The organism is Streptomyces sp. W16 (genome assembly GCF_033194735.1).
GTDB lineage: Bacteria > Actinomycetota > Actinomycetes > Streptomycetales > Streptomycetaceae > Streptomyces.
In genome coordinates, this window is sequence record NZ_JAWOAI010000288.1 from 1 (window position 1) to 12,591 (window position 12,591).

Here is a 12,591-nt window from a genome sequence, read left to right on the forward strand (position 1 = left end):
CGGCCCGCCGCCCGGCATCGGCCCCTCCCGCGGCTCGCCCGGCGGGCTCGCGCTCCCTCCGGCTCGGCAGCCCCCGCCCCCGGCTGCGCATGATCAGCCTCGCGCTGACCCTCGTCCTGATCGCGTTCGTCGTACGGCTGCTCCAGGTGCAGGCCGTCGACGCGAGCGCGTACGCCGCCAAGGCCGCGCAGAACCGGTACGTCGACTACGTGCTGGCCGCCGAGCGCGGTGAGATCACCGACCGCTCCGGGGTGGCCCTCGCGACCAGCGTGGACGCGTACACGATCACCGCCGACCCGACGCTCTTCACCCGCAAGCAGCTGAAGATCGACGACGGGCCCGAGCAGGCTGCCGCCCTCCTCGCCCCGATCCTCGGCGTGGACCAGGCCGGGCTGGTCAAGAAGCTCAGACCCGCGAACAAGAACCTGCGCTACGTCGTCCTCGCCAACCGCCAGACCCCACAGGTCTGGAAGCAGATCAAGGACCTCAAGAGCGCGCTGAACACCAAGGCCTCGACCGACCCGACCACGGTCAACGTCCTGGCCGGTGTCCTCGCCGTCCCCACCACCAAACGCGTGTACCCGAACGGCGATCTCGCCGCCGGGATACTGGGCTGGGTCAACGCCGACGGCAAGGGCGGCGGCGGGGTCGAGCAGCAGCTGAACAAGGACCTGACGGGCAAGGACGGCAAGGTCCGCTACGCCCAGTCCGGCGGCCTCCAGGTGCCCACCGCGGGCTCCACGGAGACGCCCGCGGTGCCCGGTTCCGATGTCGAGCTGACCATCGACCGCGACATCCAGTGGGCCGCGCAGAACGCCATCACGGAGCAGGTGAAGAAGTCCAAGGCGGATCGCGGGTACGTGATAGTGCAGGACACCCGCACCGGAGAGATCCTCGCCATGGCCAACGCGCCCGGCTTCGACCCGAACGACCTCGCCCAGGCCAACGCGGCCTCCCTGGGCAACGCGGCCCTCCAGGACGCCTACGAGCCCGGTTCCACCGCCAAGGTCATGACGATGGCCGCCGTACTCCAGGAGAACGTGGCCACCCCGCTGACGCATGTCGTCGTCCCGAACCGGCTGCACCGCGGCGACCGCCTCTTCCAGGACGACGTGGACCACGCGACCTGGAACCTCACCCTCAACGGCGTCCTCGCCAAGTCCAGCAACATCGGCACCATCGAGGCGGCCGGCCAGCTCGGCAAGACGCAGCCCGAGGCCAACCAGGTCCTGTACTCGTATCTGCGCAAGTTCGGCATCGGCAGCTACAGCGGGCTCGACTTCCCCGGCGAGACCAAGGGCATCCTCGCGCCCGCCTCCGAGTGGTCGACCTCGCAGCAGTACACGATTCCTTTCGGCCAGGGCATGTCCCTCAACGCGCTCCAGGCGGCCTCCGTCTACTCGACGGTCGCCAACGGCGGTGTCCGTGTCGAGCCCACCCTGGTGCGCGGCACGAAGGGGCCCGACGGCCGCTTCACGCCCGCGGCGACGCCCAAGAAGACCAGGGTCATCAGTGCGAAGACGGCGAAGACCCTCGCCCAGATGCTGGAGTCCGTGGTGGACGACGAGCAGGGCACGGGCGGTAAGGCGGCCATTCCGGGGTACCGGGTCGCGGGCAAGACCGGCACCGCCAACCGCGTGGATCCGGCCACCGGCAAGTACAAGGGCTACACCTCGTCGTTCGCCGGGTTCGCGCCCGCCGACAACCCCCGCATCACCGTCTACTGCGCGATCCAGAACGCCACCAGCGGAAGCTACTTCGGCGGTCAGATCTGCGGACCGATCTACAAGCAGGTGATGGAGTTCGCCCTCAAGACCCTCCAGGTCCCGCCCACCGGGGCGAAGGCCGCGAATCTGCCCGTGACCTTCACGCCCTGATCAGCGCAACAGCCAGGAACCGATCCGTGACCATGATCACCTCCCAGTCCGGGAACCAGGGCGACCCCCGCCCCTCACTTCGCCCCGGGGCGGGTGCGCCCGGTACGCTCACCGCCGTGCCACCCGCCGACCACTCCCAAAACCCCCAGAAGGGCGCATCCGTGACCTACCCGGGGCCGCCCAGGCCGGCGCAGATCTCCGCCACACCCCTCGCGGAACTCGCCGACCAACTGGGCGCCACCGCGCCGACGTCGACCGCGGAAGTCACGGGCATCACCCATGACTCGCGCGCCGTCCGCCCCGGCGACCTGTACGCCGCACTGCCCGGTGCCCGCCTTCACGGCGCCGACTTCGTCACCCAGGCGGCCGGCCTCGGCGCCGTCGCCGTCCTGACGGACCCGGCCGGAGCCGACCGAGCGGCCGCAACCGGCCTGCCGGTGTTGGTCGTAGCCGATCCGCGCGGGCAGATGGGCGAGCTGGCGGCCACCATCTACGGCCACCCCGGCCGCGATCTGCTCCAGATCGGTATCACCGGCACCTCCGGCAAGACCACCACCGCGTATCTCGTCGAGGGCGGCCTGAAGACGGTCCGTTCCACCGGCCTGATCGGCACGGTCGAGACGCGCATCGGCGACGAGCGCATGAAGTCGGAGCGCACGACCCCCGAAGCCACCGATCTCCAGGCGCTGTTCGCGGTCATGCTGGAGCGCGGGGTCGACGCGGTCGCCATGGAGGTCTCCAGTCACGCGCTGGTCCTCGGCCGGGTCGACGCCTGCATCTTCGACGTCGCGGTCTTCACCAACCTCAGCCCGGAGCACATGGAGTTCCACTCCGGCATGGAGGACTACTTCCAGGCCAAGGCGCAGCTGTTCACGCCGCTGCGCAGCCGGCAGGGAGTGGTCAACCTCGACGACGAGTACGGCCGCAGGCTCGCCGCACAGGTCACGGTCCCCGTGGTCACCTACTCCGCCGAGGGCCACCCGGACGCCGACTGGCGCGCCGAGGACGTTCAAGTCGGCCCGATGGACTCGACGTTCACCGCCGTCGGCCCCAAGGGCGAGCTGATCACCGCGAGATCGCCGCTGGCCGGCTCCTTCAACGTGGCCAACACCCTCGCCGCGATCGCCGCCCTGGCCACCGCGGGCCTCGACCCGCAGCTCGCCGCCGACGGCATCGCCGCGGTGCCGGGTGTGCCGGGGCGCCTGGAGCGCGTGGACGCCGGGCAGCCGTATCTCGCGGTCGTCGACTACGCCCACAAGACGGACGCCGTCGAATCGGTCCTGCGCGCGCTGCGCAAGGTCACCGAGGGCAAGGTGCACGTGGTGCTCGGCTGCGGCGGCGACCGGGACAAGACCAAGCGCGAGCCGATGGGTGCCGCCGTGGCCAGGCTCGCCGACACCGCCGTACTGACCTCCGACAACCCCCGCTCCGAGGACCCCCTCGCGATCCTCGCGACGATGCTCCAGGGTGCCGCGTCGGTGCCGGCGCACGAGCGCGGCGAGGTCCAGGTCTTCGAGGACCGGGCCGCCGCCATCGCCGCCGCCGTCGCCCGCGCGCGGCCGGGGGACACCGTGCTGGTCGCGGGCAAGGGCCATGAGCAGGGCCAGGACATCGCCGGAGTGGTCCGTCCCTTCGACGACCGCCAGGTGCTCCGCGAAGCTATCCAGAAGACCCAGGGATGAACTTGTGATCGCCCTCTCCCTCGCCGAGATCGCAGAAGTCGTCGGCGGGCAGACGCACGACATACCGGATCCGTCCGTCCAGGTCACCGGCCCGGTGGTCCGCGACTCCAGGGAAGTGAAACCAGGCAGCCTCTTCGTCGCCTTCGTCGGCGAGCGCGTCGACGGCCACGACTTCGCGAACGCGGTCGTCGAGGCGGGAGCGGTGGCCCTCCTGGCGTCCCGCCCGGTCGGCGTGCCCGCGATCGTCGTGGACGACGTCCAGAGCGCCCTGGGCGCCCTCGCCCGTCATGTCGTACGACGGCTCGGCGCGACCCTCGTGGCCCTCACCGGCTCGGCCGGCAAGACCAGCACCAAGGACCTCATCGCCCAGGTGCTCGCCCGCAAGGCGCCCACGGTGTTCACGCCGGGATCGCTGAACAACGAGATCGGGCTGCCGCTGACCGCGCTGAGCGCCACCGACGAGACGAGGTTCCTCGTCCTGGAGATGGGCGCCCGCGGAATCGGCCACATCCGCTACCTCACGGATCTGACGCCCCCGCAGATCGGCCTCGTCCTGAACGTCGGCACCGCCCACATCGGCGAGTTCGGCGGCCGGGAGCAGATCGCGCAGGCAAAGGGTGAACTCGTGGAGGCCCTGCCTTCAGTTGAAGACGGCGGCGTCGCGGTCCTCAACGCGGACGATCCGCTCGTACGAGGCATGGCGTCCCGTACGAAGGCGAAGGTGATCCTTTTCGGAGAGTCCGGCGAAGCGGACGTACGGGCCGAGAACGTCAGACTCACGGACAGCGGACAGCCCGCCTTCAGCCTTCACACACCCTCCGGGTGCAGCGAAGTGACCATGCGCCTGTACGGTGAGCACCACGTGTCGAACGCGCTCGCCGCGGCCGCCGTCGCCCATGAGCTGGGCATGTCCGCAGACGAGATCGCCACCGCGCTCTCCGAGGCGGGCTCCCTCTCCCGCTGGCGGATGGAGGTCACCGAGCGTTCGGACGGCGTGACCATCGTCAACGACGCCTACAACGCGAACCCCGAGTCCATGCGAGCCGCCTTGCGCGCGCTCGCGGCCATGGGCAAGGGGCGGCGGACCTGGGCGGTGCTCGGCAAGATGGCCGAGCTCGGGGACGAGGCGCTCGCCGAGCACGACGCGGTCGGACGGCTCGCTGTCCGGCTCAATGTCGGCAAGCTCGTCGCGGTCGGGGGCAGGGAAGCGTCCTGGCTGCAACTGGGCGCATATAACGAGGGTTCGTGGGGTGAGGAGTCGGTGCACGTGTCCGACGCACAGGCGGCGGTCGACCTGTTGCGCAGCGAGTTGCGCCCGGGAGACGTCGTTCTCGTGAAGGCGTCCCGGTCGGTCGGTCTGGAGAGCGTGGCGCAGGCGCTCGTCGAGGCCGGTACCGAGGGTGAGGTTGCCGCCCGATGATGAAGCAGATCCTGTTCTCAGGAGTCATCGGCCTGTTCCTGACCCTGATGGGCACCCCGCTGCTGATCAAGCTGCTGGCCCGCAAGGGCTACGGCCAGTACATCCGTGACGACGGTCCGCGCGAGCACGCCAGCAAGCGCGGTACGCCGACGATGGGCGGTATCGCCTTCATCTTCGCGACGGTCGCCGCCTACTTCCTGTCCAAGGTCATCACCGGTTACCCCCCGACCTACTCGGGGCTGCTGGTGCTCGGCCTGATGTGCGGCATGGGTCTGGTCGGCTTCCTCGACGACTACATCAAGATCGTCAAGCGGCGTTCGCTGGGCCTGCGGGCCAAGGCGAAGATGGCCGGCCAGCTGATCGTCGGCATCAGCTTCGCGGTGCTCGCGCTGATGTTCCCGGACTCCCGCGGCAACACCCCGGCCTCGACGAAGCTGTCGTTCATCACGGACTTCGGCTGGAAGATCGGCCCGATCCTGTTCGTGATCTGGGCGCTGTTCATGATCCTCGCGATGTCGAACGGCGTGAACCTGACGGACGGTCTGGACGGCCTCGCCACCGGCGCCTCGGTCCTGGTCTTCGGCGCCTACACCTTCATCGGTGTCTGGCAGTTCCAGGAGTCCTGCGCCAACGCGACGACCCTGACCAACCCGAACGCCTGCTACGAAGTGCGCGATCCACTCGACCTCGCGGTCATCGCCTCCGCGCTGATGGGCGCCTGCCTGGGCTTCCTGTGGTGGAACACCTCGCCGGCCAAGGTCTTCATGGGTGACACGGGCTCACTCGCTCTCGGCGGTGTTCTCACCGGCCTGGCGATCCTCTCCCGCACGGAGCTGCTCGTCGCCATCATGGGTGGCCTCTTCGTCCTCATCACCATGTCGGTGGTCATCCAGGTCGGCTCCTTCAAGCTCACCGGCAAGCGGGTCTTCCGAATGGCCCCGCTCCAGCACCACTTCGAACTCAAGGGCTGGTCCGAAGTACTCATCGTGGTCCGTTTCTGGATCATCCAGGGCATCTGCGTGATCGTCGGCCTGGGCCTCTTCTACGCGGGATGGGCAGCGGAAAAGTGACCGAAGGGCAGGGGCTCTCCTTCGAGGGCAAGCACGTCACCGTCGCCGGGCTCGGTGTCTCCGGCATCCCGGCGGCCAAGGTCCTGCACGGCCTCGGCGCGCTCGTCACGGTCGTCAACGACGGCGACGACGAGCGCTCCCGGGCCCAGGCGGCCGACCTGGAGGCGCTCGGCATCACCGTGCGCCTCGGCGACGGTGCGACCCTGCCCGACGGCACCGAACTGATCGTCACCACCCCTGGCTGGCAGCCCGACAAGCCGCTGTTCACGGCGGCCCGGGCGGCCGGGATCGACATCTGGGGCGATGTCGAGCTGGCCTGGCGCCTGCGCGGCCCCGACGCGGCCCCCTGGCTCGCCGTCACCGGCACCAACGGCAAGACCACCACCGTCCAGATGCTCGCCTCCATCCTGAAGGCGGGCGGCCTGCGCACGGCCGCCGTCGGCAACATCGGCGTCTCGGTCCTCGACGCCGTACTCGGGGACGAGCAATACGACGTCCTCGCCGTCGAACTGTCGAGCTATCAGCTCCACTGGACGCCCTCGCTGCGCGCCCACTCCGCCGCCGTCCTGAACCTGGCGCCCGATCACCTCGACTGGCACGGCTCGATGGAGGCGTACGCCGCCGACAAGGGCCGTATCTACGAAGGCAATCGGGTCGCCTGCGTCTACAACGTCGCAGACAAGGCCACCGAGGACCTGGTCCGCGAGGCCGATGTCGAGGAGGGCTGCCGGGCCGTCGGGTTCACGCTGGGCAGTCCCGCGCCGTCCCAACTCGGCGTCGTGGACGGCATCCTGGTCGACCGCGCCTTCGTCGAGGACCGGCAGAAGAACGCGCAGGAACTCGCCGAGGTCTCGGACGTCAACCCGCCCGCCCCGCACAACATCGCCAACGCCCTTGCCGCCGCTGCCCTCGCGCGCGCCTTCGGAGTGCCCGCCAAGGCCGTACGGGACGGGCTGCGGGCCTTCACGCCCGACGCGCACCGCATCGCGCACGTGGCCGATGTGGACGGTGTCGCGTACATCGACGACTCCAAGGCCACCAACACCCATGCGGCGGAAGCCTCGTTGGCGGCCTACGAGTCGATCGTGTGGATCGCGGGGGGACTCGCGAAGGGCGCCACCTTCGACGAACTCGTCGCCAAGTCGGCAGAGCGACTTCGGGGCGTGGTGCTGATCGGCGCCGATCGTGCGCTCATCCGTGAAGCCCTCGCGCGACACGCGCCGGAAGTACCCGTCGTGGACCTCGCCCGGACCGACACTGGGGCGATGCTCGCGGCTGTCCAGGAGGCACAGCGGCTCGCCGCCGCCGGCGACACGGTGCTGCTCGCCCCGGCCTGCGCCTCCATGGACATGTTCGCCAACTACAACAAGCGCGGTGACGCGTTCGCCCAGGCGGTTCGCGAACTCGGCGCCTGACCGACGTGAGCGGAGGCGCTGATGCCCAGTAGCCGTACCGGCCGGCCGCCCGTGCAGCAGCGGACCCCCAGACGTCCCGCCGCTGCCCGGACCGTACGCGACAACCCCGTACGACGCCTGTACGCCAACGCGCGCCGGGCCTGGGACCGCCCGCTGACCGCGTACTACCTGATCGCCGGCGGCAGCGTGCTGATCACCGTGCTGGGTCTGGTGATGGTCTACTCGGCCTCCCAGATCACCGCACTCCAACTGTCTTTGCCCGGCTCGTACTTCTTCCGCAAACAGTTCCTCGCGGCCTGTATCGGCGGGGTGCTGGCGCTCGCCGCCTCGCGGATGCCGGTCAAGCTGCACCGGGCGCTGGCCTATCCGATCCTCGCGGGCGCCGTCTTCATGATGGCGCTGGTGCAGTTGCCGGGGATAGGGATGTCGGTCAACGGCAACCGCAACTGGATCTCGCTCGGCGGCTCCTTCCAGATCCAGCCCAGCGAGTTCGGCAAGCTGGCCCTCGTGCTGTGGGGCGCCGATCTGCTGGCCCGCAAGCAGGACAAGGCGATGCTGTCCCAGTGGAAGCACATGCTGGTGCCGCTGGTGCCGGTCGCGTTCATGCTGCTCGGGCTGATCATGCTCGGCGGCGACATGGGTACGGCGATCATCCTCACCGCGATCCTGTTCGGCCTGCTGTGGCTGGCCGGCGCACCGACCCGCCTCTTCGCCGGCGTGCTGTCGATCGCGGCCGTGATCGGTGTGATCCTCATCAAGACCAGCCCCAACCGCATGGCCCGGCTCGCCTGCATCGGCGCCACCGAGCCCAAGACCGGGGTCGCCGACTGCTGGCAGGCCGTGCACGGGATCTACGCGCTCGCATCCGGCGGGATCTTCGGCTCCGGGCTCGGTGCGAGTGTGGAGAAATGGGGTCAACTCCCCGAAGCCCACACCGACTTCATCTTCGCCGTCACCGGTGAGGAACTGGGCTTGGCAGGGACACTGTCGGTTCTCGCCCTCTTCGCGGCTCTAGGCTATGCGGGTATCCGCGTGGCCGGACGCACGGAGGACCCCTTCGTGAGGTATGCCGCGGGAGGCGTGACCACCTGGATCATCGCTCAGGCGGTGATCAACATCGGTGCGGTGCTCGGCCTGCTGCCGATCGCCGGCGTCCCGCTCCCGCTGTTCTCCTACGGGGGTTCCGCCCTGCTGCCGACCATGTTCGCCATCGGGTTGCTGATCGCCTTCGCGCGCGACGACCCCGCTGCGCGGGCGGCGCTTGCGATGCGGCAACCCCGCTTTGGTAGAAAACGGGGGGCCAGGGGACCCGGTTCCGGCCGGAGTCCCCGGAGATGGAACACGATGCGACGGCGTGCCTCGGCGGCGCGTTCGTCCGGAGAGCGGTGAATTTCGGTGCATGTCGTACTCGCCGGTGGGGGGACCGCCGGCCACATCGAGCCCGCGCTCGCCCTCGCGGACGCCCTGCGCAGGCAGGACCCCACCGTGGGGATCACGGCGCTGGGCACGGAACGCGGCCTTGAGACCCGCCTCGTACCCGAGCGGGGCTACGAACTCGCCCTGATCCCCGCCGTACCGCTGCCCCGCAAGCCCACCCCGGAACTGATCACCGTGCCGGGCCGGCTGCGCGGCACGATCAAGGCCGCCGAGCAGATCCTGGAGCGCACCAAGGCGGACGCGGTCGTCGGCTTCGGCGGCTATGTGGCGCTGCCCGGCTACCTCGCCGCCAAGCGCCTCGGCGTGCCGATCGTGATCCATGAGGCCAACGCCCGCCCCGGGTTGGCCAACAAGATCGGCTCGCGCTACGCGGCACAGGTCGCCGTCTCCACCCCGGACAGCAAGCTGCGGGGCGCCCGTTACATCGGCATCCCGCTGCGCCGCTCCATCGCCCTCCTGGACCGCGCGGCCGTACGGCCCCAGGCCCGGGCCGCGTTCGGGCTCGACCCGAACCTGCCGACGCTGCTGGTCTCCGGCGGCTCGCAGGGCGCCCGGCACCTCAACGAGGTGATCGAGCGGGTCGCGCCCTACCTCCAGCAGGCCGGAATCCAGATCCTGCACGCGGTCGGCCCGAAGAACGAACTGCCGCAGGTGCACCAGATGCCGGGGATGCCCCCCTATGTCCCGGTACCGTACGTGGACCGGATGGACCTCGCGTACGCCGCGGCCGACATGATGCTCTGCCGCGCGGGCGCGATGACCGTCGCCGAACTCTCCGCCGTCGGACTCCCGGCCGCCTACGTCCCGCTGCCCATCGGCAACGGCGAACAGCGGCTGAACGCCCAGCCGGTGGTCAAGGCCGGCGGCGGACTCCTGGTCGACGACGCGGAACTGACGCCCGAGTGGATCCAGGGCAACGTCCTGCCCGTGCTCGCCGACCCGCACCGGCTGTACGAGATGTCGCGCGCGGCAAGCGAGTTCGGCCGCCGGGACGCCGACGACCTGCTCGTCGGCATGGTGTACGAGGCGATCGCCTCGCGGCACCGTTAGGCACATGTGAGAGAGGCAGGGGAGCGTGGCCGGACCGACCACCGCCGAGCGCGGTGAACGCCAACAGGAGTCGTCCGGCCCGCCCCTTGTCCGGCGCCTGGGGCCGCGACGCCTTCGTCTGATTGTCGTACTCGCCCTCGCCGCAGTCCTGTTGGGCGCCGCCGCGGTCTGGCTGCTCTACGGCTCGCAGTGGCTGCGGGTGGAGAAGGTGTCGGTCTCCGGGACCGAGGTCCTGACGCCGGAGCAGGTGCGCGAAGCCGCCGGCGTACCGGTCGGCGGACCGCTCATTTCCGTCGACACCGATGCGATCGAAGCCCGACTCCGCAGGAAATTGCCCCGAATTGACGCGGTTGACGTGGTCCGTTCCTGGCCTCATGGAATCGGGCTGAAAGTGACCGAACGCAGCCCGGTTCTGGTGGTGAAAAAGGGCGGAAACTTCGTCGAAGTGGACGACGAGGGCGTGCGATTCGCCACCGTTTCCACGCCGCCGAAGTCCATCCCCACCCTCGAATTGACGCTCTCTCCCTCGGCTTCGTCCGCCGTCGGCCTGCGCCGCTTCGGCGACGACCGGCTCGTGCGCGAGGCGGTGAAGGTGGCGGGTGACATTCCGGCCGCGGTCGCGCGGGACACCCAGGTCGTCAAGGTCCGTTCCTACGACGACATCTCGCTGGAGTTGAGCGGCGGCCGGACAGTCTCTTGGGGAAGCGGCGACAAGGGCGCGGCGAAGGCGCGTACGCTCACCGCTCTCATGAAAGCAGCTTCCGGAGCCCGGCACTTCGACGTAAGTGTTCCCACCGCCCCTGCGTCAGCCGGGAGTTGACGCACATTCGCGCAGGCCAGCACCCTGGTTGGGCAGCGCTACGGCTGATCACATAGGGTGAAAAGAAAAACGGGAGGTTCGGCGTGTTCGTTGAACGTGCGCCACTTGTCGACTTAGTGTCCTGTTCAGAAGACTTCAAGGAACGGACACACTGGTAACCCTAAACTTCAACGTTAGGGTTCGGGTCGGCGCTACGGACCGTCCCATTCGGCATCTGCCGTCCCGCGCGGGAACCGCACGGTGACGGCGACGTAATTCGAGGCGAGAGGCCTTCGACGTGGCAGCACCGCAGAACTACCTCGCAGTCATCAAGGTCATCGGTGTCGGCGGCGGTGGTGTCAATGCCATCAACCGGATGATCGAGGTCGGTCTCAAGGGCGTCGAGTTCATCGCCATCAACACCGACGCGCAGGCGCTGTTGATGAGCGACGCCGACGTCAAACTCGACGTCGGCCGCGAACTCACCCGCGGACTCGGCGCCGGCGCCAACCCGGCCGTCGGCCGCAAGGCCGCCGAGGATCACCGCGAGGAGATCGAGGAGGTCCTCAAGGGGGCCGACATGGTCTTCGTGACGGCCGGCGAAGGCGGCGGCACCGGCACCGGCGGCGCCCCCGTCGTGGCCAACATCGCCCGCTCCCTGGGCGCCCTCACCATCGGCGTGGTCACCCGCCCCTTCACCTTCGAGGGACGGCGCCGGGCCAACCAGGCGGAGGACGGCATCGCCGAACTCCGCGAAGAGGTCGACACCCTCATCGTCATCCCGAACGACCGGCTGCTGTCCATCTCGGACCGCCAGGTCTCGGTCCTCGACGCCTTCAAGTCGGCGGACCAGGTCCTGCTCTCCGGCGTCCAGGGCATCACCGACCTCATCACCACCCCCGGCCTGATCAACCTCGACTTCGCCGACGTCAAGTCCGTGATGTCCGAGGCCGGTTCGGCCCTCATGGGCATCGGCTCGGCCCGCGGCGACGACCGCGCGGTGGCGGCGGCCGAGATGGCGATCTCCTCGCCGCTCCTCGAAGCCTCCATCGACGGCGCCCGCGGCGTCCTGCTCTCCATCTCCGGCGGCTCCGACCTCGGCCTGTTCGAGATCAACGAAGCGGCCCAGCTGGTCAGCGAGGCCGCCCACCCCGAGGCCAACATCATCTTCGGCGCGGTCATCGACGACGCCCTCGGCGACGAGGTCCGGGTCACCGTGATCGCGGCCGGCTTCGACGGCGGCCAGCCGCCGACCCGCCGCGAGAGCACCATGGGCTCGTCCTCGGCCCGCCGCGACGAGCCGACCCCGGTACGGCAGACCGAGAGCCGTCCGTCCTTCGGCTCGCTCGGCAGCGTCAAGCCGAAGGAGGACCCGGAGCCCGCGCAGGAGCCGGCCGCCGACCTCCCGGTCTCCCCTCCGGTCCCGCCGTCGCGGTCCTACTCGGACAGCGCCGCCGAGGAGCTGGACGTACCGGACTTCCTGAAGTGATAGGACAGTTCGACACCGTGAGCGGCGCGCACTTCGCCTTCACCGACAGGTGGGGCGGGGTGAGCGCCGTTCCGTACGAGGAGCTCAACCTCGGCGGCGCGGTCGGCGACGACCCCGACGCGGTACGTACCAATCGCGAACTGGCCGCCAAGTCACTGGACTTGAACCCGGCGCTGGTGGTCTGGATGAACCAGGTGCACGGCGCGGACGTGGCGGTCGTCGACGGGCCCTGGGGCTCCTCGGACATCCCCTCCGTCGACGCGCTCGTCACCGCCCGGCGCGGCCTCGCCCTCGCCGTCCTGACCGCCGACTGCACGCCGGTCCTGCTCGCCGACCCGGTCGCCGGGATCGC

Annotated in this window: 10 protein-coding genes; all 10 read left to right on the top strand. The window is 69.7% G+C overall.

The features are described 5' to 3' along the window. Window positions 1–1,877 (top strand): peptidoglycan D,D-transpeptidase FtsI family protein (locus tag R6V09_RS31580; RefSeq protein ID WP_442810189.1); only part of this gene is annotated, 1,877 nt, incomplete at its 5' end. A gap of 161 nt (window positions 1,878–2,038) precedes the next feature. Continuing rightward, window positions 2,039–3,559 (top strand): UDP-N-acetylmuramoyl-L-alanyl-D-glutamate--2,6-diaminopimelate ligase, encoded by a 1,521-nt coding sequence (locus R6V09_RS31585; RefSeq protein WP_317884883.1) that lies wholly within the window; start codon window positions 2,039–2,041, stop codon window positions 3,557–3,559. 4 nt (window positions 3,560–3,563) lie between these two features. Further along, a complete protein-coding gene (locus tag R6V09_RS31590) occupies window positions 3,564–4,979 on the top strand; it encodes a UDP-N-acetylmuramoyl-tripeptide--D-alanyl-D-alanine ligase (RefSeq protein ID WP_317884874.1) in 1,416 nt (471 codons plus the stop codon). Continuing rightward, window positions 4,976–6,049, top strand: coding sequence for a phospho-N-acetylmuramoyl-pentapeptide-transferase (gene mraY / locus R6V09_RS31595; protein WP_317884875.1), 1,074 nt, complete (start codon window positions 4,976–4,978; stop codon window positions 6,047–6,049). The genes R6V09_RS31590 and mraY overlap by 4 nt, the downstream gene beginning before the upstream one ends. Further along, window positions 6,031–7,464, top strand: coding sequence for a UDP-N-acetylmuramoyl-L-alanine--D-glutamate ligase (gene murD, locus R6V09_RS31600; protein ID WP_317884876.1), 1,434 nt, complete (start codon window positions 6,031–6,033; stop codon window positions 7,462–7,464). Before mraY ends, murD begins: the two co-directional genes overlap by 19 nt. Window positions 7,465–7,485: 21 nt before the next feature. After that, window positions 7,486–8,853: a putative lipid II flippase FtsW gene (gene ftsW, locus R6V09_RS31605; protein WP_317884877.1), complete on the top strand. Its 1,368-nt coding sequence runs from the start codon at window positions 7,486–7,488 to the stop codon at window positions 8,851–8,853. A gap of 6 nt (window positions 8,854–8,859) precedes the next feature. After that, a complete protein-coding gene (gene murG, locus R6V09_RS31610; RefSeq protein ID WP_317884878.1) occupies window positions 8,860–9,951 on the top strand; it encodes an undecaprenyldiphospho-muramoylpentapeptide beta-N-acetylglucosaminyltransferase in 1,092 nt (363 codons plus the stop codon). A gap of 25 nt (window positions 9,952–9,976) precedes the next feature. Next, the gene (locus R6V09_RS31615) at window positions 9,977–10,771 is read left to right on the top strand and encodes a cell division protein FtsQ/DivIB (protein ID WP_317884879.1); all 795 of its coding nucleotides are present in this window, start codon (window positions 9,977–9,979) and stop codon (window positions 10,769–10,771) included. A 277-nt stretch (window positions 10,772–11,048) separates the two neighbouring features. Beyond that, window positions 11,049–12,239, top strand: coding sequence for a cell division protein FtsZ (gene ftsZ / locus R6V09_RS31620; RefSeq protein WP_317884880.1), 1,191 nt, complete (start codon window positions 11,049–11,051; stop codon window positions 12,237–12,239). Then, window positions 12,236–12,591, top strand: a 356-nt coding sequence (locus R6V09_RS31625; protein ID WP_317884881.1) for a polyphenol oxidase family protein, incomplete at its 3' end; no start/stop codon positions are given. The genes ftsZ and R6V09_RS31625, both read left to right, overlap by 4 nt.